This is a genomic window from Arthrobacter crusticola (genome assembly GCF_004357995.1).
GTDB classification, from domain to species: Bacteria; Actinomycetota; Actinomycetes; order Actinomycetales; family Micrococcaceae; genus Arthrobacter_D; species Arthrobacter_D crusticola.
In genome coordinates this window covers 172,066-196,261 of the sequence record NZ_SMTK01000006.1, presented here as the reverse complement: position 1 = coordinate 196,261, position 24,196 = coordinate 172,066, and the positions used below count along the sequence as shown (strand labels likewise).

Genomic DNA, 24,196 nt, shown 5'->3' with positions numbered 1-24,196 from the left:
ATGGCTGAGGGCAGCGCGCGTCCGGCAGTCGTCGTCGTCGGCGGTGGCGTCGCCGGCCTGGTCGCGGCGCGCGTGCTGATGCAGCGCGGGGCGCAGGTCACCGTGCTTGAGCGCTCGGACGGGTTCGGGGGCAACCTCGGCGGCCGCGAACTCGGCGGATTCGTCCTCGACAGCGGCGCCGAGTCCTTCTCCACCCGCTCCGACACGGTGCCCGCCTTAGCGGCCGAACTCGGCCTCGAGGACCTCATCGTGACCCCGGACGCCCCCGGGGCGTGGGTGCAGCTGCCGGCGCGGGACCTCCCGGCCGGCGCCCACCCCCTGCCCGCCTCGGGCGTCCTCGGCATTCCGGCGGACCCCACCGACCCGGGTACCGCCGCGTTGATCGGGCGGACCGGAGCGCTGCGCGCCGCCCTCGACAAGGTGCTGCCGCCGGGCGCCCTTGCCACCCGCCCGGGCGTGAGCCTCGGCGAACTCGTGCGTGCCCGGATGGGCGAGGAGGTCCTGAACCGACTGGTGGCCCCCGTCGCCGGGGGAGTCTTCTCCGCCGACCCCGACACGCTCGACGTCGACTCCGTCGCCCCGGGGCTGCGGCCGGCCATGGCACGGCTCGGCTCCCTGGGTGCGGCCGCCGGCGCCCTGCGGCAGGCGGCACCCGCCGGCTCCGCGGTCGCCGGGCTGCGCGGCGGCATGGTCCGGCTGCGCGATGCCCTCGTCGCCTCCCTGCGGGAGGGTGGGGCCGACCTGCGCACCTCCGAAACCGTCCGAGCCCTTCGGCGCGCACCCGGAGGCGGGTGGACCGTGTCCACCGAACATTCGACCCTCCAGCGCAGCGTCAGCGCCTCCGCCGTCGTGCTGGCCGCCGACGGGCCCGGCGCCGTCGACCTGCTCGCCGGGGTGCTGCCGCAGGCCGCTGTGGAACGCCCCGACCCCGTGCCCGGCGTCGCGCTGGTCACCCTGATCGTCGACCAGCCCGAACTCGACGCGAGCCCCCGCGGCACCGGCGTCCTGGTGGCCCGCGGCGTGGCGGGCGTCCAGGCCAAGGCCCTGACCCACTCGACCGCCAAATGGAAATGGCTGCGTGAGCAGGCGGGCCCGGGGTCGCACATCCTGCGGGTCTCCTACGGCCGGGCCGGGGACAACCCGGCGGATTCCGGTGCCTCAACAGGAGACGAGGACCTGTTCCGGCAGGCCCTCGCCGACGCCTCGGCGCTGCTCGGGGTCCGCCTCGAGGCCGCCGACGTCCTCGCCTGGGACGTCGTACGCTGGGCCGGTGCCCTTCCGCACGCCGCCGTCGGGCACCGTGACCGCGTGGCCAGGCTTCGGGCGGCGGTGGGCCCGCTCGAGGCACTCGAGGTCACCGGCGGCTGGCTCGCCGGCACCGGACTGGTGTCGGTCATCGATGACGCCACCGCCCGGGCGCGGGCGCTCGCAGCCGAACTGGGCCTCCCCGAAGGGCCGCAGGGCGATCCACTGTGATCTTCATTACTTTCTACGTCTTGTAGAACATCGAGATTTTCTTTGCTCCAGCGCAGGGGGCAGACTAGTAGCATGAGCGAGCTAACCGGCGACCGGGTCTCCCCAACCACCTCCTCCGAACCCTCAGAAAGCGCCGGTGACGAGCCGCAGACGCCGCAGTTCTTCACCCTGTGGACGGTCTTCCGGCGGGCCGGCTCAAGCTCCGGCGCCGCGGGCCTGCCGCTGACGGAGGTCCTGGGCACCCTCGGCAACGGGGTCACGGTGCGCGGTTTCTACGATGTATCGGCCATGCGCGAGGACGCCGACGTAATGGTGTGGCTGCACGGTCCGCGCCCCGAGGACCTGCAGGCCGCGGTCCGGCGGATCCGCCGGTCGGAACCCTTTGCCGGCACCTCCATCGCGTGGTCGGCCATGGGTGTCCACCGGGACGCCGAGTTCTCCAAGAGCCATGTCCCGGCGTTCGCCCGGGGCGTCGAGCCGGCGGAGTGGGTCTGTGTTTACCCCTTCGTCCGCTCCTACGACTGGTACATCCTCCCCACCGAGGAACGCCGTGAAATGCTCTACGACCACGGCATGAAGGGCCGGCAGTACCCGCAGGTCATCTCCAACACCGTCTCCTCCTTCGCGCTGGGGGACTGGGAGTGGATCCTCGCCCTCGAGGCCCCCGAACTGGTTGACCTGGTCGACCTGATGCGCCACCTGCGCGAAACCGAAGCGCGCCGCCACGTGCGGGAGGAAGTCCCGTTCTACACCGGCCGGCGCATCACCCCCGAAGAGATCGCAGAGGTTCTCCAGTGACCCAGACCTTCAACCCGCTCGACGGCGTCGACGAAGCCGGCCGGATGGTCCCGAAGAACTACGACGCGATCGTCCTCGCCTCCTTCGGCGGGCCGGAGGGCCAGGACGACGTGCTCCCCTTCCTGCGTAACGTCACCCGCGGGCGCGGCATCCCCGACGAGCGCCTCGAGGAAGTCTCCCACCACTACCGCGCGTTCGGCGGGATCAGCCCGATCAACGGACAGAACCGCGCGCTGCGGGCGGCCATGGAGGCCGAGCTCCGCCGGCGCGGCATCGACCTTCCCGTGTACTGGGGCAACCGTAACTGGGCCCCGTTCATCGCCGACACGCTGCGTGAGGCCTACGACGCCGGCCACCGGCGCATTCTGGCCGTCACGACCAGCGCCTACTCCTCCTACTCGAGCTGCCGCCAGTACCGCGAGGACCTCGGCATGGCCCTGGTGGAGACCGGGCTCGAAGGCCTGCTCGAAGTGGACAAGACCCGGCAGTATTTCGACCACCCCGGCTTCGTCGAGCCCTTCGTCGAAGGCGTGACCGAAGGCCTCCGGAAGGTCCGCGCTTCCCTGGCCGGGCGCGGCGAGGCGGATGCGCCCGTGCACATCATGTTCGCCACCCACTCGATCCCCACCGGCGACGCCGAGGCCTCCGGCCCCCGCGCCGCCGACGGCGGCCCCGCCTACGAGGACGGCGCGTACGTCGCCCAGCACCTCGCCACCGCCCAGGCGGTCCTCGACCGCATCCCCGAAGCCGAAGGGGTGAACTGGTCGCTGGTCTACCAGTCCCGTTCCGGCGCCCCACACATCCCCTGGCTCGAACCCGACGTGAACGACGCGCTGCGCGAACGCGCCGACGCCGGCGTCCGCGGGGTCGTGATCGTGCCGCTGGGCTTCGTCAGCGACCACATGGAAGTGGCCTGGGACCTCGACACGGAGGCTCTGGAGACCTGCCGCGAGCTGGATCTGGTCGCGGACCGGGTGCCCACCCCCGCCACCCACGAAAAGTTCGTCGCCGGGCTGATCGACCTCGTCTCCGAGCGCACCATCGAGAACAACATCGCCGACCGGCCCGCGGCCACCGCGCTGGGCCCCTGGTTCGATGTCTGCCGGCCGAACTGCTGCGCCAACCGGCGGGGTGAGAAGCCGACGATCGCCGCAGTGGATTCGACCGTGGGAACGCCCCTTCCCAATCCCGGATCCTGATGTCTTCCGGAATCCGGGTCGGGACGCGGGGCAGCGCCCTGGCCCTCACCCAGACCACGACGGTCGCCGAGCGGGTCGCCGAACTGGCGGGGCGGGACTATGAACTGGTGCGGATCCGCACCGAGGGCGACGTCCTCAAGGGGCCGCTGTCCCAGATGGGCGGCACCGGGGTCTTCGTCGTGGCCCTGCGCGAGGCGCTGCTCGACGGCCGGTGCGACCTCGCCGTGCACTCGCTGAAGGACCTCCCCACCACCCCCGCCCCGGGGCTGCGGGTCGCCGCCGTGCCCGAGCGGGCCGATACCCGCGACGCCCTGTGCGCGCGCGACGGCCTGACCCTTGCCACCCTGCCCGACGGTGCCCGGGTGGGCACCGGCTCGCCGCGCCGGGCCGCCCAGCTCCGGGCCGCCCGTCCCGGTCTCGAGGTCGTTGACATCCGCGGCAACGTCGACACCCGGCTGGGCCGCGTTGCCGGCGCCGAGACGGGTCCCGGAGACCTGGACGCCGTGGTCCTCGCCGCCGCGGGCCTGCACCGGCTGGGCCGGGACGCCGCCATCACCGAGTACATCGATCCGGCGGTCATGCTTCCCGCTCCCGGGCAGGGCGCCCTGGCCGTGGAGTTCCGGACCGGTGACGAGGAAGACGGCCTCCGCGCCGCCCTGGCCGCCTACGACCACGCCGAGACCCGGGCAGCCGTCACCGCCGAGCGCGCGGTGCTGCTGCGGCTCGAAGCCGGATGTTCAGCCCCGATCGGGGCGCTCGGATCGGTGCAGGGTGACACGCTGACCCTTGAGGCGGTGGTGGCCAGCCTCGATGGGCGCCACCTGCTCCGGCGCAGCCGTTCCGCCCCCAACGAGGGCCCCGAGGGCGCCGCCCGGCTCGGAGTGTCCCTCGCCGAGGAACTTCTCGAGGCGGGGGCTGCCCGGATCGCGCCCCTCAGCGCCTGAGGACCATGCAGTTGCCCGACAGCCAGGACCTCGACGGCCTCCGGGTGGTCCTGCTGCGCACTCCGGGCCGGTCGGTGGACTTTGGGGAGGAACTCGCCCGGCGCGGGGCGCTCCCGTTCTGCCTGCCGCTGATCGACTTTGAGCGGCCCGCCGACCCCGCCCCGCTCGAACGGGGCCTGGAGCGGCTGGCTGCGGGCGGGTACGACTGGCTCGTGGTCACCAGCGCCACCACGGTCATGGCCCTCGAAGCCTGCGCCCGGCGCACCGGCTCAACGCTGGCCGGCGCCGTGCCCGCCGGCACCCGGACCGCCGCGGTCGGGGAGGCCACCGCGGCCGCCCTGTCCCGCGCCGGGGTTCCGGTGTCGCTGACCGCCCTGAACAGCTCCGCGCAGGGCCTGCTCGCCGAACTTCCCCCCGGACCCGGGGCGCTGCTGCTGCCGCAGGCGTCCCTGGCCGACGACGTGCTGGACGCCGGCCTCGCCGGCAGGGCGTGGCGGGTGGACCGGATCGAGGCCTACCGCACCGTGGACTACCCGGCCGATCCCGCGCTCCGCCTCTCGGAGCCCGAGCCGCCGCCGCCGTCCGCGCCGGCCGTGCTCGACGCCGCCGCCTACCGGCTGCTGGCGGCCGCCGGCGTCCACGCCGTGGTGCTCACCTCCCCGAGCACGGCACGCCGGTTCTTCACGCTGCTGGAGGGCGCACCCTCCACCGGTCTGGCCGCTGTCGCCATCGGACCCAGCACGGCGGCCGAGGCCGCCCGACTGGGGCTTCGGCTTGCCGCCACCGCCAACGCACCGACCCCCCGCGGCGTCGCCGACGCCGTCGCCGGCGCCGTCGCCCCGCCACCACCATCGTCGACGAACGGAGTCACCCCATGAGCTTCCCCCAGCACCGGCCGCGCCGGCTGCGCACCACCCCGGCGATGCGCCGGCTGACCGCTGAACACCGGCTCAGCCCCGCCGACCTCATCCTCCCGGCCTTCATCCGCGAGGGCCTGACCCAGCCCGCGCCCATCTCCTCGATGCCCGGCGTCGTCCAGCACACCACCGACACCCTCCGGCGGGCCGCCGCCGAGGCCGTGAGCCTCGGCGTCGGGGGGATCATGCTCTTCGGCATCCCGGCCCGCCGGGACGCCACCGGCAGCGCCGGGATCGACCCCGACGGCGTCCTGAACCGCGCCATCGCCGACGTGCGCGCCGAGGTGGGCGACGACCTCGTGGTCATGAGCGACGTGTGCCTCGACGAATTCACCGACCACGGGCACTGCGGCGTTCTCGCCCCGGACGGGTCGGTCGACAATGACGCCACCCTGGCCGTTTACGCGCAGATGGCCGTGGAGCAGGCCAACGCCGGGGCGCACGTGCTCGGCCCCTCGGGCATGATGGACGGGCAGGTCGCCGTGATCCGGCAGGCCCTCGACGCCGCCGGACACGCCACCACTGGCGTGCTGGCGTACTCGGCGAAGTACGCCTCGGCCTTCTACGGCCCCTTCCGGGAGGCCGTCGACTCCCAGCTCAAGGGCGACCGGCGCACCTACCAGATGGACGCTGCGAACCGGCGCGAGGCGTTGATCGAGGTCGAATTGGACCTCGAGGAAGGCGCCGACATGGTCATGGTCAAGCCCGCCATGAGCTACCTCGACATCCTGGCCGACGTCGCCGCGATGTCCCCGGTCCCGGTGGCCGCCTACCAGGTCTCGGGGGAGTACGCCATGATCGAAGCGGCCGCCGCCAACGGCTGGATCGACCGGCGCCGCGCCATCGAGGAGTCCGTCCTCGGCATCCGCCGGGCCGGAGCCGACATGATCCTGACCTACTGGGCCTCGGAGCTGGCGCTCTGGCTCAACGAAACCCGCAGCTGAAGGAAGAGACAATGAGCACCTCCGAAGAACTGTACGACCGCGCCCGTGCCCTCATGCCCGGCGGCGTCAACTCGCCCGTGCGGGCCTTCGGCTCGGTCGGCGGGACCCCCCGCTTCCTCGTCGACGCCCACGGCGCCCGCGTCACCGACGCCGACGGAAAGACCTACGTCGACCTCGTCGGCTCCTGGGGCCCGGCGCTGCTCGGACACTCCCACCCCGCGGTGATCGAGGCCGTGCACCGCGCCGTCGACCACGGGCTCACCTTCGGGGCCTCCACCCCGGCCGAGGCCGACCTCGCCGAGCTCGTGAAGGAGCGCGTCCCCGCGGTCGAGCTGCTGCGCATGGTCTCCACCGGCACCGAGGCCACCATGACGGCGGTGCGCCTGGCCCGTGGCTTCACCGGCCGCAGCCTGATCGTCAAGTTCGCCGGCTGCTACCACGGCCATGTCGACAGCCTGCTCGCCGCGGCCGGTTCCGGGGTGGCCACCCTCGCGCTGCCCGGCTCGGCCGGGGTGACGGAGGCGACGACCGCCGAGACCCTGGTGCTTCCCTACAACGACACCGCCGCCGTCGAGGAGGCGTTCCGCGAACACGGGGAGCGCATCGCCGCCGTGATCACCGAGGCGGCGCCGGCGAACATGGGCGTGGTGACCCCGGGTGCGGGGTTCAACGCTTTCCTGTCCCGCATCACCACCGAACACGGCGCCCTGTTCATCGTCGACGAGGTGATGACCGGGTTCCGGACCCACCCCGGCGGGTACTGGAAATTGACGGGCGGAGCGCCCGACGCCGCCGAGCCGTGGACGCCGGACCTGCTGACCTTCGGCAAGGTGATCGGCGGCGGCATCCCCGCGGCGGCCCTGGGTGGCCGCGCCGACGTGATGAACCACCTGGCGCCGATCGGGCCGGTCTACCAGGCCGGGACGCTTTCGGGGAACCCGCTGGCCATGGCCGCCGGCGTCGCCACGCTGACGGCCGCGACCGACGACGTCTACCGGCACGTCGACGCCCGGTCCCTTGAACTTTCCACCGCGCTCTCGGAGGAGCTGAACCGTGCCGGGGTGGACCACTCGATCCAGCGCGCCGGGAACCTCTTCAGCGTCGCTTTCGGCACCGCCGAGCGGGGCGTGAGCAACTACGCCGACGCCCAGGCCCAGGAGGCCTTCCGCTACGGGCCGTTCTTCCACTCGATGCTCGACTCCGGGGTGTACCTGCCGCCGTCGGTGTTCGAGGCGTGGTTCCTCTCCGCGGCGCACGACGACGCCGCCATGGAGGAGATCTTCGCGGCGCTGCCGGCGGCGGCCAAGGCCGCGGCGGCCGCACAGCCGGCCTAGGGACGCTTAAACGCATCCACTGCGCAGTAAGTACCGGATAAACCCCGCGGGGTCCGGCCTTACTGCGCAGTGGATGTTGAAGCAGTGGATGTATAAGCAGTGGCTGTCTATGCGGAAGAGTACGTCCTAGAACGCGGGGGTGACGTCTCCGCTGGGCCACTGCTCCTCGATGAAGGCACGGACCTCGTCGGAGTGGAGCAGCTCGTCGAGCTTCTCGATCCGGGCGTCCCCCTCGGAAGAGGTGTTCCAGGCCAGGAAGTTCGCGTACGGGTTCTCCTCCGTCGACTCCACGATCAGGGCGTCCTCGGTGTTAAGCCCGGCGTCGAGGATGTAGTTGCCGTTGATGATCGCCAGGTCCACCGACGGGTCCTTGACGTCGTTGAGCAGCAGCTCCGGCTGGTTCTCGACGAACTCGTAGCCGTTCGGGTTCTGCGCCTCGGTGAGCGCGAGGACCGAGGCGTCCTCCTCGATGCCTGTCAGCAGCCCGGCCTCCTGCAGCAGGGTCAGCGCACGGGCCTGGTTCGAGGGGTCGTTGGTGATGGCGATCCGGGCGCCCTCGGGAAGCTTCGAGACGTCGTCGTGCTTCTCCGAGAAGGCGGCGTACGGCTCGATGTGGACGCCCTCCCCGTGGGAGAACTCGTACCCCTGGCCCTCCACCTGCTGCTCGAAGTAGGGAAGGTGCTGGAAGTAGTTGGCGTCAAGGTCGCCGTCCTTCAGGGCGATGTTCGGGGTGGTGTAGTCGTCGAACTCGACGATCTCGAGGTCGATGCCGCTTTCCTCGGCGAGGTTCTCGTCGACGAATTCGAGGATGCGGGCGTGGGGCAGCGGGCTGGCCCCGACGGTCACGGTGACAGGGTTCGCCGGATCCAGGGATTCGACGGTTTCGCTTTCGGCAGCGGAGGCGCCGCAGGCGGAGAGCGTGAGGGTGGCTGCGAGGCCGGTGGCGGCAAGGGAGAGCAGTTTACGCACGGGTGCGTTTCCTTTCGGAGGTCCGGCGCCCAAGGGCCGGAAACGGGGCAGCTAGCGGCTACTGGCTGCCGAACCGCAGCGGCCGGATGGTGGTCCGGCATGCGGAAACCTGCATCGGTCGACCCTCGGAGGTCGAAACCCGGTGGAGTGCGGGATCCGCCTAGGCGGAGACCTCGACGGCGGGGACGCGCCGGCGGCGCCGTCCCGCCCCCGCAGTGGCGGCGTTGCGGTGGTCCACCCGGGCCATCGCCCGGTCCCCGGCCAGCTGGATCAGCTGGACGATCGCGACGATGATCACGATGATCACCACCATCACGGTGGTGTCGAAGCGCTGGAGCCCGTAGTTGTAGGCGAGCCGGCCCAGGCCCCCGCCGCCGATGATGCCGGCCATCGCCGAGTATCCGACGAGGGCGACGAGGGTGGAGGTGAAACCGGCGATGAGCCCGGGCAGGGCTTCGGGGAGGAGCACCTTGCGGATCACTTGCATGCGGGTGGATCCCATCACGAGCGCCGCGTCGATCTTGCCGGCGGCGACGTCGCGCAGGCTCGTCTCGACGATCCGGGCGAAGAATGGAATGCTGCCGATGCTCAGCGACACCGAGGCCGCGACCGGGCCGATGGAGGTGCCGGTGATCAGGCGCGCCAGCGGGATGAGGGAGACCATCAGGATCGCGAACGGGACCGAGCGCGTGATGTTCACCACGACATCCGAGAGGATGCGCTGAGTGACCGGCATGGGGCGGAGCCCGCCCGGCGCACTCGCGATGAGGAACACCCCGAGGGGTAGTCCGATGAGCACCGTGAAGAAACCGGAGATGCTGATCATCTGGAGCGTTGCGCCGAACTCCTTGGGCAGCGCCTCGGTCAGCCCGGGATTGTTTGCGATCTCCTCAAGGAAATTCATGCCGCTACCTCCACTGTGACGCCGCGGGCCCGAAGATGGGACACAACCTCGTTCAATTCAAGGGGCTCGGCCGGAGCGGTGTCCTCCGAGGCCGGGGCCAGCCCCACGCGCATCCTCGAGAACTGCTCGCCGGCGAGGGTTTCCACGCTTCCGGCAAGGAGGGTCACGTCGAGGGAGAAGCGGCGGGCGAGTTCGGAGAGCACCGGGCCCGAGCCGGAGCCGCCCGCCGTGAGCAGGTCGAGGACAGGGCCGGTGCCGGACGAGTTATGGGGCGGCAGCGGCAGCAGCGCCTGGACCAGCCGTCCGTTGAGGGAACCGGCCACCTCGCGCAGGGGGCCCTGTTCGACAACGCGGCCCTTCTCCAGCAGCGAGACGGAGTCGCAGATCCGCTTCACGACGTTCATCTCGTGGGTGATGATCAGGACGGTCAGGCCGAGGGTGTCCGCCAGCTCACGGATCAGGTCGAGGATCTCATTGGTCGTGGCCGGGTCGAGCGCCGAGGTCGGCTCGTCGCACAGCAGCACCGTCGGATCCGCGGCGAGGGCCCTTGCAATGCCCACCCGCTGCCGCTGGCCGCCGGAGAGCTGGGAAGGGTAGGCGTCCGCGAATTCCGCAAGGCCCACAAGGCCAAGGAGGCGGGCGACCTTCGCGTCTTTTTCGCTCTTGGGGAGCCTCACGAGTTCCAGGGGCAGGGCGACGTTGCCCGCGGCGGTGCGCGAGTCAAGGAGGTTGGCGTGCTGGAAGACCATGCCGATCCGGCGGCGCGCCGAACGCACCTCGGAGTCCTTGACGGAGGTGAGGTCCCGGCCGTCGATGGAGACCGAGCCGGAGGTGGGGCGGTCGAGCAGGGTCAGGCAGCGGACCAGTGTCGACTTGCCGGCTCCGGAATGGCCGATGACGCCGTGAATCGTTCCGCGCGGAACCTCGAGGCTGACGCCGTCGAGGGCGTCGATGGTGCGGCCGCCCTGGCGGTAGGACTTGCGCAGCTCAGTAACCGTAATCATGGGTCCTCATGGCTTGGCTGGAAATGGATTCGGCGCGGCGCTGCGGCACTTAGATAGCTCTTCGATGGTCGCATGGACCAAAGGGCCGGCGAAATTGTGTGTGCGGGATCACACCGGTGCGCGTCATGCACCGTAAAAAAGTTGGAGCCCGCCTCTGCGCGGGCCCTGCTCCGGCCACTCCGGGGCCCTTCCGCAACCTCTTTCGGGTGCTCCCGGAACTCTGTCCGGGCCGTTCAGTGCCCGGGGCCGGCTCAGCCGACGAGGAGGTTCTCCTCCGCCGGGGCGGGAATCACGGGCCAGGCGCGCTCCACCACCACTTCCGGATCGGCGCGCCGCAGGTACTCCTCGAGGCTCGCGGCCTGACGGTCGGCCCACACCACCTGCGCCTCGTGCAGGTCTCCGGCGGGGCGGGCGAGGCTCGGATGGCGGGCCGCGAGACATTCGGCGACGCGCAGGGTGGCCAGCACGTCCGCGGCGGAGGTGTGGGCGTTTTCGAACTCGATGCCGAAGTGCCCGCACAGGGCCGTCAGGGTCCGCTTGCCCCGCCGGTAGCGGTCGACCTGCTTGTCCATCACATACGGGTCAAGCACCGGCGACGGCGTGGGCGCGTCAATGCCGTACCGGGCGCTCTCGCGGGCCAGGACCGTGAAGTCGTACCGGGCATTGAACGCCAGCACGGGCACGCCGGAGGAGAACAGCCGCCGCAGCACCGCTGCCACCTCCGCCACCACGGTGCCGGCCGGCTGGCCGTGGGCCCGCGCGTAGGCGGTGCTGATGCCGTGGATCGCCGCTGCTTCCTCCGGAATGTCCACGGCCGGATCCGCAAGCCACTCATGCTGCTCAACGATGGATCCCCCGCCGTCCACGACAAGGATGGAGGCCGTGACGATACGGGCGTCCAACGGATCGCGCCCGGTGGTTTCGAGGTCGAACCCTGCCCGGGGGAGGGAGTTCCAGGTGGTCATGGATTCCACGCTAACGGCACCCGCCGACGTTTCCGGCGGCGACGCTCCGGCTACGCTGGAAACCATGAGGAGCGCTGCCGACTACCAGGAGTCGGTGCTTGACGTGGCCCGGCTCATCCCGCCGGCCTTCGTGCTGACCTATGGGGATATCGCCGAGCTGCTCGAATGCGGCGGGCCGCGGCAGGTCGGAGCGGCGATGAGCCGAAGCGGATCGGCTGCGCCATGGTGGCGGGTGATCCGGGCGGGCGGCTTGCCTCCCCGCGGGCTCGCAGGGGAGGCCCACCCCCACTACGCTGCCGAGGGCACTCCGCTGCGGGCTTCCGGAAGCGGCCGGGGACAGGACGGCGACTACGCCGTCGACCTTCGCTCCGCCCGGTGGGCGCCCTCTGCGGAGGAACTGGGGGAGCTGACGCGGATCCGGGAGCGGCTGCGCGGGCCGTCCGAGACCGACACAGCGCCAACCCTCGCCTGAATTGTCGGTACCTCGTGATGGGCTTAAGGAATGACCACCACCCTTTCCGGCCCCGGGACCGACGCCGACACCTCTGGTGCGTTCCCCGACCCGGGGGCTTCCGGCCGCCCGCGCGGATTTGCGGACGCCGCGTCGGTGGTGAACGCTCCGCCGGCCCCCGGGGGGACGCTCGTGCTCGGCGGTCCGGGGGCGGGGAAGTCGAGGCTGCTCGTCGACCTGGCGGTCCACCGCATCAACTCGGGCCTGCTTGAGCCCTCGGGGCTCCTGCTCCTGGCGCCCACCCGCGCGGCAGCGGCACGGTTGCGCGATCAGCTCACGAGCAGCCTCGACCGCAGCCTCAGCACTGCCCCGGCCCGCACCTGGGGCTCCTACGCCTTCGACCTGATCCGCCGCGCCAAGATCGAGGGTCGGATGCCCCACCTGAGCCGGCCTCCCCGGCTGCTCTCGGGCGCCGAGCAGGACCTCATCATCAAGGAGCTCCTCGCGGGCCACGGCGGCGAGGGCGCTCCGGCCCCAGCCTGGCCGGCCAGCCTGGCCCTGGCCCTGGGCACGCGGGGCTTCCGGCAGGAAATCCGCGAGCTCTTCGACCGGGTCAGCGAGTACGGAGCTTCCGCCGAGGAACTCCACGCATGGGGCCTGCGCTTCGACCGGCCGGACTGGAGCGCGGCCGCCGCCCTCTACCAGGAGTACCGCGACGTCCTCGACCTGAGGATGCCCGAGGCGTTCGACCCGGCCGGCATCCTCACCGGGGCACGCCAGCTGCTGGAGCAGGATCCGGAGTTCCTCGACGAGGAACGGGCGCGGTTGAAACTGATCCTCGTCGACGACTATCAGGAGGCAAACCCGGCCATCCATGCCCTGCTGGGGCTCCTGGCCCAGGGCAGCGAGGCGGTCATCACCTCCTGCCCCGACACCGCCGTCCAGGGCTTCCGCGGAGCCCGCCCAGAACTTACCGGGCGGCTCGAGGAGCTGCTCGACGCCGGCCAGGGCCTGCGCACCGTTGTGCTTCCCACCTCCTTCACCCTGCACGAGCACCTTTTGGGGGCGTGGCGGAACGTCGCCTCCCGCATCGCCACGGCCGGCGCCGGCAGCGCCTACCGCCAGCTGGCGGGGCGGCCGGCACCGGAACAGACCGGACAGGGCCCCGCTGCAGGGCCCGGTCCCACCCACGGTCCCACCCTGTCGGACGCCGGACCCGCCCCGGCCGGCGGAACCCCGGGAGTGGAGGTCCACCTCGTCGACTCCGTGTTCCACGAACAGCGCTACCTCACCCAGCGGATCCTCGAGGCGCACCTTTACGACGGCCGCAGCTTCGATGACATCGCCGTGATCGTGCGCAACGGCGGACAGGTCCAGGCGGTCCAGCGGTTCCTGACCGCCCAGGGGCTCGCGGTCAATGTGCCGGCCGCCGAGACGGCGATCCGCGATGAACCGGCCGTCCGGCCCCTCCTTGACATCTTTTCGGTGGTCGTGGGTGCCACCGAGATCACCCCCGAGCTGTGCGTTTCGCTGCTCACCTCACGCATCGGCGGCGCCAGCCCGCTTGAGCTGAGGCGCCTGCGACAGGTGCTGCGCCGTGAGGAGCTCACCGAGGGCGGCGGGCGCACCAGCGATGAGCTCCTCGTTGAACTGCTGTCGGCACCCGTGCCGGCGGGCACCCTGCCGCGGGAAGCACGCCCGGTGCAGCGCATCGCCCGGATGATCGAGGCGGGCCGGGACGCGCTCGCCGCGGCCGGCGATCCGGAGTCGGTGGTGTGGGCCCTGTGGTCGGCCTCGGGCCTCTCAACCACCTGGTCCGCCGCGGCGGTTGCCGAAGGCCCGTCCTCCGCCCGGGCCGACCGCGACCTTGACGCCGTCCTTGCCCTGTTCCAGGCCGCCGAGCGGTTCGTCGACCAGATGCCCGGGGCCCCTGCGGGGCTCTTCCTCGAATATCTCCTGAGCCAGGAACTTCCGATGGACACCCTCGCCCCCCGGGCTCACCGGAGGGCGTCGGTTTCGGTCCTGACCCCGGCCAGCGCCGCCGGGCGGCACTGGCCCATGGTGATCGTCGCCGGCCTTCAGGAGGGGGTGTGGCCCAACCTGAGGCTGCGCGGGGAACTGCTCGGATCGGGCGAGCTGCGGGCCCTGCTCGATCACGGAGCCTCCTTCCGCCAGCACCGGGACCCGCTGAGCCTGCTTCAGGACATCCGCTTCGATGAGCTGAGGACCTTCTCCACGGCCGTCTCGCGCGCCACGGAGCAGCTGCTGTGCATCGGGGTGTCCTCCCCGGACGAGCAGCCCTCGCAGTTCCTCGACCTCGTCGACCCGCTGCCTCCGGGAGTGGACGAGCGGACCCGCACCGAGGTGCAGCGTCCCCTCACGCTGCGGGCCCTGGTGGCCGAACTGCGCAAGTTCGTCCAGGAACCGGCACGGAGCCCGGCCCTGGCCGCGGAAGCCGCCCTGCACCTGGGCCGCATGGCCGGGGTCTCACCGCCGGTGCCCGGGGCCCACCCCTCCCAGTGGTGGGGTCTGCTGCCGCTGAGTTCCGACGGCCCGGTGGTCCCGCCCGACGCGGCCATCCCGGTGTCGCCCTCCAAGGTCGAATCGGTCCTCCGCTCCCCGCTGAACTGGTTCGTCTCGGCCGCCGGCGGGGAACTGGCCACCGACTTCGCCCGCTCGCTTGGGACCCTGGTGCACCAGATCGCCCAGGACCTCCCGCACGCCAGCGGCGGGGAGTACGTCGCGGAACTGCAGCGCCGCTGGCCCGCTCTGGGCATGAAGGAAAACTGGGAGGGCAAACTCGACTACCGGCGGGCCGAAACCATGGTGCGCAAGCTCGCCGCCTACATTGTCGACGCCCGCCAGGCCGGCAGGTCCCTCGTCGCGACCGAGGTCGACTTCACCGTCGACATTCCGGTGCCGGCCGGTGACGCCGAGCGCACGGCGCGGCTCAAGGGCCAGATCGACAGGCTCGAAATCGACCCCGCCGGCCGCCTCGTGGTGGTGGACCTGAAGACTGGAAAGTCCGCGCCGGCCAAGGCCGAGCTCGGACAGCACCCCCAGCTCGCCGCCTACCAGGCGGCCGTGGGTGAAGGCGGCCTGCTCGAGGCCGCCGGGTCGGACACCCCGGGCGGTGCCGCGTTGGTGCAGCTCGGGACGACGGCGAAGGGCGCCTCGGTGCAGGAACAGGCTCCCCTCGAACCCGGGGACACCTGGGCGAAGGACATGATCGGCCAGGCGGCGCTGCTGATGGCCGCCGCCGAGTTCGATTCGGTGCACGACCCGGGCCGGTCCGGGTTCGGCGGCAGCGGGTGCCGGCTTCCGGAGATCTGCCCGCTGTGCGCCGAGGGAAAGCAGGTAACCGAGTGACCCGGGACGTTTCGGACCGGCCCGCCGCCCGGCCCACCGGGGCTGCCTGCATGCGCTTTTCGGCCCGGGCGCTGGCCGAGCTGCTCCACACCGACCCGGCCTCGCCGGTTCAGTACCCCACCGCCGACCAGGCGCGCGTCATTGAGGCGCCGCTGGAGCCGCTGCTGGTGGTCGCCGGAGCCGGCTCGGGCAAGACCAAGACCATGGCGGACCGGGTGGTGTGGCTCGTCGCCAACGAACTGGTCCGCCCGGAGCAGATCCTCGGGGTGACCTTCACCCGCAAGGCCGCCGGCGAGCTCGGCACCCGGATCCGGCAGCGCCTGGCGGCCCTGTACCGCGCCCTCGACGGCGAGGATGCCCCGGGGCAGGACCGGCTCGACCCAACGGTGTCGACCTACCATTCCTTCGCCAACGGAATCGTCCAGGACTACGGGCTCCGCATCGGGGTGGAACGCGATTCGGTGATGCTCGGAACCGCGCAGGCATGGCAGCTGGCGGTATCGGTCGTCGAGGCGTACAGCGGGGAGTGGAGCCACTTCACCGCCGCCAAGTCGACCCTCGTGAGCGCCGTGCTGGGCATGGCCGGGGAATGCGCCGAACACCTCACGTCCCCCTCGGTGGTGCGGGCCGCCCTGCGGGAGCACATCGAGGCTGTTGAAGGCCTTCAGTATTCGCTGACTTCGGCGCGCAAACCGACCCAGGCGGTCGCGAACCTGCTGGACAAGCTGCGCACACGGGTGAGCGTCACCGAACTGGTCGACCAGTATGCGGCGGCGAAGCTGGCCCGGCGGCAACTCGACTTCGGCGATCTGGTGGCCCTCGCGGCCCGGATCGCCCAGGAGATTCCCGAGGCGACCGCGATGGAACGGCAGAAGTATGAGGTTGTCCTGCTCGATGAGTTCCAGGACACCTCCCACGCCCAGATGGTCCTGTTCTCCCGCCTTTTCGCCGACGGCAGGGCCGTGACGGCCGTCGGTGATCCGCACCAGTCAATCTACGGTTTCCGGGGAGCCTCTGCGGGCCAGCTTGGAACCTTCCGCACGGCCTTTCCAGTCGGGGCGCCGGGCGGGTCCCTGGCGCCGTCGCCGGTCTCGAACCTCTCGGTCGCCTGGCGGAACTCGACGGCAATCCTGGCCGCCGCCAACACCGTCTCCGCCGCGCTCAACGTGCCCGCCCCCTGGCTCCGTTCTGCCCCGTCGCTGACGGTCCCAGGCCTGAGCCCCCGGCCCGGTGCACCGCTGGGGGAGGTGAGGATCGGACGGTTCCTCGCGGATGCCCCGGCCGGTGTGCAGCAGGCGGAGGCAGCCGGGCCGGCCGGTCCAGGCGTGCCCCGGCCGGTCACCGAGGCCGAGGCCGTGGCGGCCGAGGTAATGTTCCACTCCCGGCGCACCTTTGAGCGCGACGACTCGGGCGACCGCCTGCGCCCGACCATCGCCGTGCTGTGCCGTGGCCGGAAACAGTTCGAGCCGATCCGCCGTGAGCTTGAGCGCAATGGTATCCCGGTGCAGATCGTCGGCCTCGGCGGGCTGCTGCGCACCCCCGAGATCGTGGAGATGCTCGCCGTGCTGCGGGTCCTTGGCGACCCGGACCGCTCCGACTCGATGCTCCGGCTCCTGGCCGGCGCCCGCTGGCGCATCGGGCCCGCGGACCTCATGGCGCTCGGCGACTGGTCCCGCCAGCTGGCCCGGGCGCGGGAAGCGGCGGTCGGACGTTCGGCGCGTACCGGCGAAGCGCAGGGGGACGACGACGCCGTCATCGCCCCGGACGCGGCCGAGAGCGGCAGCCTGGTCGAGGCCGTTGATCACCTCCCGCCCGAAGGCTGGGAGTCCGGCGCCGGCCGCAGCCTGACCAGTGAGGGAAGGGAACGGCTTGGACGTCTGCGAGATGAGCTGAGGCGGCTGCGCGACTACGTGGGGGATGACCTCGGCACCATCATCGGCGAGGTGGAGCGGAGCATCCTCCTCGACATCGAGGTGGCGGCCAAGCCCGGCGTCGGCATCCACGACGCCCGCCGGAACCTCGATGCCTTCTCCGAGGCCGTCGCCGGGTTCACTTCAACGGCCGAAAGGGTCGACCTTCCCGCGTTCCTCGCGTGGCTTGAGGCGGCCGACGCCGAGGAGGACGGGCTCCCGGTCACCCAGCTCGAGGCAAGCCGCGAGGCGGTCCAGCTGCTCACTGTTCACGCCTCCAAGGGCCTCGAATGGGATGTGGTTCTCGTTCCAGGGCTGAACGAGGGATCCTTCCCCAGCGGGACGGCGTCCCGGTGGAGCAGCGGCGATTCGGCCATTCCCTGGACCCTGCGCGGCGACGCGCCCGAGCTGCCCCAGTGGGACTGGGATCAGCCCGATGCGAAGGAGTGGCTGGAGAGCGAGAAGCGGTATGCCGAGGAGGCGCGGGCCCATGCCGAACGGGAGGAACGCCGGCTCGCCTATGTGGCCTTCACCCGGGCCAAGCACGTCCTCGTCTGCACCTCCTCGGCCTGGGGCGGCGGACGCACGCGGCCCACGCCCGCCTCGGGTTACCTGTTCGACCTGCTCACGCTGGCCGAACAGGGGGAGGACGGTTTCACCGTGCTGCACTGGCTGGCCGCCGAGGACGAGGGCGACGAGAACCCCGCCGCTGCCGTACCGCAGCGCGCAACGTGGCCCATCGATCCACTCGGCCCCCGGCGTCCGGCCCTGAGCGAGGCAGCCGGTGCCGTCGCGGGAGCGGCGCAGGCCTTCGCCGCCGCCGGGCCGGCCGCGCGGGAGGCATGGGCGCCACCGGCGGGCCGGTGGAGCCGGGAGGTCGAGCTCGCCCTCGCCCGGCGCGCCCAGGACGAGGAGAAACTCCCGGTGACCCTGCCGGCCCACATCTCGGCGTCGACGCTCGTCGAACTGGGCGAAGACCCTGCCGCCGTGTTGGCGCAGCTGCGCCGGCCGGTGCCGCGCCAGCCAGGGTCCGCCGCCCGCAAGGGAACGGCCTTCCACGCCTGGATCGAGGAGTTCTACGGCACCAGCGGCATGCTGGACCTGGGGGAGTACCCGGGAGCAGCCGACGCCCATGTCGACGAAGCACTAGGCCTTGACGACATGGCCGAGATCTTCCGGAACTCGTCCTGGGCCGCACGGACCCCCGCCGGGATCGAGGTGCCCATTGAGACGAAGGTCGGCGGAGTCATCGTGCGCGGGCGCATCGATGCGGTGTTCCGGGACGCCGACGGCGGGTGGGACCTCATCGACTGGAAGACCGGCCGGCCGCCCAGCGAGGCGAATCGGGCCGCCAAATCGGTCCAGCTTGCCCTCTACCGGCTCGCCTGGGCCCGACTCAAGGAGGTGCCGCTGGAATCGGTCCGCGCGGCCTTCTTCTACGTGGCGGACAACGCCCTGATCCGCCCGCACGACCTCGCAGGGGAAACAGAACTCGAACGGATCATCGCCGCCGCCGTCGAGCTCGGCGGGTAGGCCCGCTGCCGGGCGCCCGGGGCGGACATCGCGGACCGAACATGCAGCACGGCGGCGCGCAGGCCGGACCAACCGTCCCGGCCCGGCGCGCGGCTCCTAGCGGTGGGAGGAGATGATCGGCATCGCCGTGGTGGCTAGGTGGTCGGTCGACCCGCCGGCCGGTGTCGACGCTGTACCCGCCGGGCGGAGCAGCGTTACCGCCGGGAGGGTTTCCTTAGTGCCGTCGGCGTGCATATCGTGGCCGGCGGCAGCCGCCCGGCCGCCGGCCCGCTGGACCGCGGGAAGGGTCGAGGGCGCGGGGACGGATGGTCCCAACCGGTCGGCTGCTGCCTTCCCGGCAGGCATTTCCTGGGGTTGCCCTGCAGTCTCGGCGGCAGGCTCGGTCGGTTCGCTGGATGAGGGACGCGAGGCATCCTCCGCGGGTCCCTGCCCCTGCTGCCCGGTCTCCGCGGCCGGGAGATCCGGTGACGGCGCCGGGTCCGTCGACGGAACCGCCACCGGCGCAAGCACCGCGGGGGCGATCATGGTCGGGGCGATCACTGCCGGGGTCATTACGGTCGGGGTCACCACTGTCGGCTTCGGTTCTCCGGCGGTGCCGGGCGTGGCCTCGGGACGTTCGCCACCGGCCGCCGTGCCGTTCAGCTTCGTGGAGCCCGCCGTCGTGGCGGTCACCGTCGTGCTGCTGAGCATCGTGGTTCCGGAACCTGCGGTTCCGGGGCCCGCCGTCCCCGGGGTTCCGGCGGGTCCGCCCTCGCCCGGGGAGGCAAGGTCGAAGGCCACGACATCGGCCTCGAGGGAGGCCATCATGTCGTGCGCCTCGGCGATCATCTGGGGGTCCTCCATGGCCAGGCCGCGCACCATCCACTGGGCCAGGGCGAACTCAGCGGCCAGCGCAGCCCGCCGGGCAAGGTGCTGGTCCGCCGCGCCGCGCGCCTTGGCGTAGGCGGCATAAACCGAATCCACGAAGGAGGCATCGGCGACCGCCGCAAGCCAGGCAAAATCGTCGGCGGGGTCACCGATCCGCAGATCGGTCCATCCGGTGACGGCCGAGATGCGGCTGCCCGAGATCAGGAGGTGGTCCTCGTGCAGGTCCCCGTGGACCACCGTGGGGCTGAACCGCCACAGGGTCACATCCTCAAGGGCGTGCTCCCACCGGCGCAGCAGGACCGAAGGAATCCGGCCCGTCGTCGCCGCCTGGTCAAGCTCGTTGAGCTTGCGTGTCCGAAACTCGTTAGCCTCGTAACTAGGAAGGTTCGCCTGCTGCACGAGCGCCTTGGGCAGTTCGTGGATGGCCGCCAGCGACCGCCCGATCTCGGCTGCCATGCCGCGCCCGCCGGCGGCGAGGGTCTCGAGGTCCCGGGTGCTGCCCTCGAGATGGGAGTAGACGAACGTGCTCAGGTTGCCCTGACGGACGCTCCCGGCGATGTGCGGGATGAGGAAGGGAAGCTCGGCGCGGACGGCCGGCGTGAAGGCCCTCAGGGCCTGCAGTTCCGTTTCGAGGCGCATGCTGGCCTCCGGGTGGCGGGGGGAACGGACCCTCCACTGCTTGCCGGCGGCGTCCACGAGCAGGGCGGCGTCGAAATCCGCGCTGTCGTCCGGGGCACCGGTAACACCGGTGGGTGCGAGCCCAGGCACAGCGGCGCTGGCGATGGCAGCAAGTTCCATGGGAGTCCGTTTCACACTGTCAACGGTAGGCGCATCGGTGCACCTCGGGACAATTCAGCGGCGGCGAGTCGTCGAATGCCTTGAAATTCCGCGGCTTCTCCTCCACAGCTCCGGCCCTCAAATGTCTTTTGGGGGACCAAGTCAGTACCGTAGAAGGATGAGCGATCCCTTGCGCACCCTCCTCCAGCCGCCGCTCGTTTCCCTTCCGCTCTCCCGCTCCCACGCCGACCGCGGAGCGGATTTCCGGCTCACCCCCGACCTGTTCGCCAGGCTGTGGGAGTCCTCCGACACGCAGGTGCTGGTCCTGGCCCAGGGGCGCACCCCGCTGGCCGGCGGTGCGCTGCGGCTGTTCGGGACGGACGAGGTGCCGCGCCCGGAGAACCCGGTCTATCTGGGCCGGATCCTGCCCGGTGCGCGGGCCGCCGGCGCCCACGTGGTGCTGGTGATGCGCGACGACATCGACGAAGCGCTCGCCCCCGGCGCGGACTGGCTCGGGCTGCGCGAGGTTGCCGCTTCCCTCGACGCCCGCGACGTCGGCCTGTTCGTTGAGGCCGCGGCGCTGGGGCACTGGCATGCCACCCACACCCACTGTCCGCGCTGCGGCAGCCCCACCGTGCCCGAGGACGGCGGCTGGGTGCGCCGCTGCCCGGTGGACGATTCGCTTCATTATCCGCGCACCGACCCCGCCATCATCGTCTCGGTGATCGACGCCGAGGACCGGATCCTGCTCGGCTCGGCGGTGTCCTGGCCCGCCAACCGGTTCTCTACCCTTGCCGGCTTCGTGGAGCCCGGGGAGTCACTTGAGTCGGCCGTGATCCGCGAAGTGGCCGAGGAGTCCGGGGTCGACGTGCATTCCCCGCAGTACCTCGGGTCCCAGCCGTGGCCGTTCCCCGCCTCCCTCATGCTCGGCTACACGGCCGTGGCGGCAGGAACGGACCTGACGCCCGACGGCGTCGAAATCGAGACCCTGAGGTGGTTCACCCGCCGGGAACTGCACGAGGAGGTCCGCGACGGCCGGATCACCGTGGCGGGGGAGATCTCCATCGCCCGCGCCCTGATCGAGCGCTGGTACGGCGGACCGCTCGAGGGCGATCCGGACGGAGCCCGCCTTCCGTGAGCGATCAGCCGTTTGAAGAACGCATCCTCGAGGGCCTCGACAACGAACAGCGCGCTGTGGCCACGACACTGGCCGGCCCTCTGTGCGTCCTGGCCGGCGCCGGAACGGGCAAGACCCGCGCCATCACGCACCGCATCGCGTACGGAGTCCACACCGGGGTGTACAAGCCCCAGCAGGTCCTCGCCGTCACCTTCACCGCCCGGGCCGCCGCCGAAATGCGCACCCGGCTGCGCGACCTCGGAGCGGGCGGGGTCCAGGCGCGCACCTTTCACGCCGCCGCGCTGAGGCAGCTCCAGTACTTCTGGCCCTCGGCGGTCGGCGGGCCCCTGCCGGCGCTCGTCGACCACAAGGCCCAGCTCATCGCCGAAGCCGCGCGGCGCCTGCGCCTGTCCACCGACCGCGCGGCCATCCGGGACGTCGCCGCGGAGATCGAGTGGGCCAAGGTGTCGATGCTGATGCCCGACAGCTACGTCGCGGCCGCCGCCGGTCGGGCGGAACCCGCGGGCATGGACCTCACGACCGTCGCCCGGATCTTTTCGGCCTACGAGGACCTCAAGATCGACCGGAACCTGATCGACTTCGAGGACGTCCTGCTGACCACCGTCGGGATCCTGCAGGAGGACGAGAAGGTCGCCGCGACCGTCCGCAGCCAGTACCGGCACTTCGTCGTCGACGAGTACCAGGACGTCTCGCCCCTGCAGCAGCGCCTCCTCGATCTGTGGCTGGGCGACCGGCGGGAGCTGTGCGTGGTCGGTGATGCCAGCCAGACCATCTACTCCTTCACCGGTGCGACCTCGAGGCACCTGCTGAACTTCACCAGCCGCTACGAGGGCGCCCAGGTAGTGCGGCTCGTCCGGGACTACAGGTCCACCCCCCAGGTCGTCCGGCTGGCCAACACGCTCCTTGCCGCGCGCAGCAGCGAGGTGGACCGGCGGGCCGGGGCCACCTCCTGGTCGGCTCCGCTCGAACTGGTCGCGCAGCGCCCGGCAGGGCCCGAACCGGTCTTCACCGAGTGCACCGACGACGAGGCCGAGGCCGCCGAGGTGGCACGGCGCATCGGTGAGCTGCTGGCCTCGGGCGTACCGGCGAGCGAGATCGCCATTCTCTTCAGGACCAACGGGCAGTCCGAAGCGTACGAGCAGGCGCTCGCCAGCGCCGGCATCGGCTACCAGCTGCGCGGCGGAGAACGCTTCTTCGCCCGCCGCGAGGTTCGGGACGCCCTGCTTCAGCTCCGGGCGGCGGCCCGCGCCGAAGGCGAAGACGACGTCCCGCAGCAGGTACGCGACGTCCTTTCCTCCCTCGGATACACCTCCACCGCCCCGCAGACCTCCGGGGCCGTGCGGGAAAAGTGGGAATCCCTGGCCGCACTCGTGGGCCTGGCCGACGAGCTCTCCCGGACCCGCGAATCGTTCTCTCTTCGGATGTTCGTCGCCGAGCTTGAGGAACGGGCGGCCGCCCAGCACGCCCCGACCGTTCAGGGCGTCACCCTCGCATCCCTCCACTCCGCCAAGGGCCTGGAGTGGGATGCGGTGTTCCTCGTGGGCCTGAGCGAGGGGCTGATGCCGATCTCCTTCGCCGACACGCAGGAGGCAATCGACGAGGAACGCCGGCTCCTCTACGTGGGCATCACCCGCGCACGGGCCCACCTCGCGCTGTCCTGGTCGATCTCCCGCTCGCCGGGGGGCCGGGCCACCCGCAAGCCCTCGAGGTTCCTCGACGCCCTGCGTCCGGCCGGGACCGGCGGGCGTCCGTTCCGGCAGCCGACGGCGCGCAAAGCCCGCAAGGCCGCCGCGCCTGCGGTGTGCCGCGTCTGCGGGAAGGCGCTCGGCACGGGCTCCGAACGCAAGATGGGCCGCTGCGGCGACTGCCCTGCCACCTACCGCGAGGAGACGTTCGAGGCGCTGCGGGGGTGGCGCTTGGAGGAGGCACGCGACAAGGACGTCCCGGCCTTCGTCGTGTTCACCGACGCCACCCTGATCGCGATCGCCGAGGCCAAGCCGCAGACCCTCGAGGAGCTCGGCGAGCTGGCCGGGGTCGGCTCCGCCAAGCTCGAGCGTTACGGGGAAGCGGTCATCGACATCATCAGCCGGAATGACTGAGTCCGCACCGCACGACGGCAGCTCCGCCGCGGCTGAGCCGATGCCGGTCGAGGTGCGCCGGTCGGCGCGGCGGCGGCGCACCGTGAGCGCGGACGTGCGCAACGGGACCATGATCGTCTCCATCCCCGCCTCCTTCACCCGGGCGCAGGAGGAGGAATGGGTGGCCCGGATGGTCTCGAAGCTCCAGGGCCGGAGTGCCGGGACCGCCGACCCCGCGGCCGCCGACCGCGCCCTGGCACACCGCGCAGCGGACCTTGCCGGGCGCTACCTCGGAGGCAGGGGCGTCCCCGGGACCATCGGGTGGGTCACCAACCAGAACTCCCGGTGGGGTTCGGCCACCCCGGCGCACCGGTCCATCCGGCTCTCGCACAAGCTCCGGGGCATGCCCGACTGGGTTGTCGACTACGTCATCCTCCACGAGATGGCGCACCTGATCGAGCCCTCCCACAACCGCGTCTTCTGGCGCCTGCTTGAGTCCTATCCGGACACCGAGAAGGCCAAGGCCTTCCTTGCCGGGGCGGCCTTCGCAGCCGACCACGGGCTGAGCGGCCGCTAGCAGCACCCGCACCCGCGCCGCACACCACGAGCGACAAACGCA

General features: G+C 71.6%; 18 protein-coding genes. 13 read left to right on the top strand and 5 right to left on the bottom strand.

Features of this window, described 5'->3' with window-relative positions:
* From hemG to hemL, 7 genes are all read left to right on the top strand, one after another.
* Positions 1-1,476 carry a protoporphyrinogen oxidase gene (gene hemG, locus E2F48_RS16700; RefSeq protein WP_133405078.1) on the top strand — a complete coding sequence of 492 codons (1,476 nt, stop codon included), beginning with the start codon at positions 1-3 and terminating at the stop codon, positions 1,474-1,476.
* A 72-nt stretch (positions 1,477-1,548) separates the two neighbouring features.
* Positions 1,549-2,274 carry a hydrogen peroxide-dependent heme synthase gene (hemQ, locus tag E2F48_RS16695; RefSeq protein ID WP_133405077.1) on the top strand — a complete coding sequence of 242 codons (726 nt, stop codon included), beginning with the start codon at positions 1,549-1,551 and terminating at the stop codon, positions 2,272-2,274.
* A gap of 44 nt (positions 2,275-2,318) precedes the next feature.
* Positions 2,319-3,473 (top strand): ferrochelatase, encoded by a 1,155-nt coding sequence (locus E2F48_RS16690; protein WP_133405163.1) that lies wholly within the window; start codon positions 2,319-2,321, stop codon positions 3,471-3,473.
* Positions 3,473-4,417, top strand: coding sequence for a hydroxymethylbilane synthase (gene hemC, locus E2F48_RS16685; RefSeq protein ID WP_133405076.1), 945 nt, complete (start codon positions 3,473-3,475; stop codon positions 4,415-4,417). The genes E2F48_RS16690 and hemC overlap by 1 nt, the downstream gene beginning before the upstream one ends.
* A 5-nt stretch (positions 4,418-4,422) precedes the next feature.
* On the top strand, positions 4,423-5,295 hold the full coding sequence (locus E2F48_RS16680; protein WP_133405075.1) for a uroporphyrinogen-III synthase: 873 nt from the start codon (positions 4,423-4,425) through the stop codon (positions 5,293-5,295).
* The gene (gene hemB / locus E2F48_RS16675) at positions 5,292-6,278 is read left to right on the top strand and encodes a porphobilinogen synthase (RefSeq protein ID WP_133405074.1); all 987 of its coding nucleotides are present in this window, start codon (positions 5,292-5,294) and stop codon (positions 6,276-6,278) included. The genes E2F48_RS16680 and hemB overlap by 4 nt, the downstream gene beginning before the upstream one ends.
* Positions 6,279-6,289: 11 nt before the next feature.
* Positions 6,290-7,612, top strand: a complete 1,323-nt coding sequence (gene hemL / locus E2F48_RS16670) for a glutamate-1-semialdehyde 2,1-aminomutase (RefSeq protein WP_133405073.1) — start codon at positions 6,290-6,292, stop codon at positions 7,610-7,612.
* Between the two features lie 126 nt (positions 7,613-7,738).
* Here the strand turns inward: hemL and E2F48_RS16665 are convergent, their stop codons facing one another.
* From E2F48_RS16665 to E2F48_RS16650, 4 genes are all read right to left on the bottom strand, one after another.
* Entirely contained in the window at positions 7,739-8,581 is an 843-nt protein-coding gene (locus E2F48_RS16665; protein WP_133405072.1) for a MetQ/NlpA family ABC transporter substrate-binding protein, read from the bottom strand.
* 160 nt (positions 8,582-8,741) lie between these two features.
* Positions 8,742-9,485 (bottom strand): methionine ABC transporter permease, encoded by a 744-nt coding sequence (locus E2F48_RS16660; protein ID WP_133405071.1) that lies wholly within the window; start codon positions 9,483-9,485, stop codon positions 8,742-8,744.
* Positions 9,482-10,489: a methionine ABC transporter ATP-binding protein gene (locus tag E2F48_RS16655; protein WP_133405070.1), complete on the bottom strand. Its 1,008-nt coding sequence runs from the start codon at positions 10,487-10,489 to the stop codon at positions 9,482-9,484. Before E2F48_RS16655 ends, E2F48_RS16660 begins: the two co-directional genes overlap by 4 nt.
* Positions 10,490-10,740: 251 nt before the next feature.
* A complete protein-coding gene (locus E2F48_RS16650) occupies positions 10,741-11,454 on the bottom strand; it encodes a 3'-5' exonuclease (protein ID WP_133405069.1) in 714 nt (237 codons plus the stop codon).
* Here E2F48_RS16650 and E2F48_RS16645 point away from each other — a divergent pair.
* The 3 genes from E2F48_RS16645 to E2F48_RS16635 are packed head-to-tail and all read left to right on the top strand — an operon-like array spanning position 11,453 to position 18,717.
* On the top strand, positions 11,453-11,926 hold the full coding sequence (locus E2F48_RS16645) for an MGMT family protein (protein WP_246019216.1): 474 nt from the start codon (positions 11,453-11,455) through the stop codon (positions 11,924-11,926). The genes E2F48_RS16650 and E2F48_RS16645 overlap by 2 nt on opposite strands.
* A gap of 30 nt (positions 11,927-11,956) precedes the next feature.
* Positions 11,957-15,274, top strand: a complete 3,318-nt coding sequence (locus E2F48_RS16640; protein ID WP_133405068.1) for an ATP-dependent helicase — start codon at positions 11,957-11,959, stop codon at positions 15,272-15,274.
* Positions 15,275-15,324: 50 nt separating this feature from the next.
* On the top strand, positions 15,325-18,717 hold the full coding sequence (locus E2F48_RS16635; RefSeq protein ID WP_133405161.1) for an ATP-dependent helicase: 3,393 nt from the start codon (positions 15,325-15,327) through the stop codon (positions 18,715-18,717).
* A gap of 96 nt (positions 18,718-18,813) precedes the next feature.
* Here the strand turns inward: E2F48_RS16635 and E2F48_RS17770 are convergent, their stop codons facing one another.
* Positions 18,814-20,382, bottom strand: a complete 1,569-nt coding sequence (locus E2F48_RS17770; RefSeq protein ID WP_165968803.1) for a phosphotransferase — start codon at positions 20,380-20,382, stop codon at positions 18,814-18,816.
* 157 nt (positions 20,383-20,539) lie between these two features.
* Between E2F48_RS17770 and nudC the strand changes: the two genes are divergently transcribed.
* The 3 genes from nudC to E2F48_RS16615 are packed head-to-tail and all read left to right on the top strand — an operon-like array spanning position 20,540 to position 24,154.
* Positions 20,540-21,499 (top strand): NAD(+) diphosphatase, encoded by a 960-nt coding sequence (gene nudC, locus E2F48_RS16625; protein ID WP_133405066.1) that lies wholly within the window; start codon positions 20,540-20,542, stop codon positions 21,497-21,499.
* Entirely contained in the window at positions 21,496-23,598 is a 2,103-nt protein-coding gene (locus E2F48_RS16620; protein WP_133405065.1) for an ATP-dependent DNA helicase UvrD2, read from the top strand. Before nudC ends, E2F48_RS16620 begins: the two co-directional genes overlap by 4 nt.
* Entirely contained in the window at positions 23,591-24,154 is a 564-nt protein-coding gene (locus tag E2F48_RS16615) for a M48 metallopeptidase family protein (RefSeq protein ID WP_133405064.1), read from the top strand. The genes E2F48_RS16620 and E2F48_RS16615 overlap by 8 nt, the downstream gene beginning before the upstream one ends.
* Positions 24,155-24,196 lie beyond the last annotated feature (42 nt).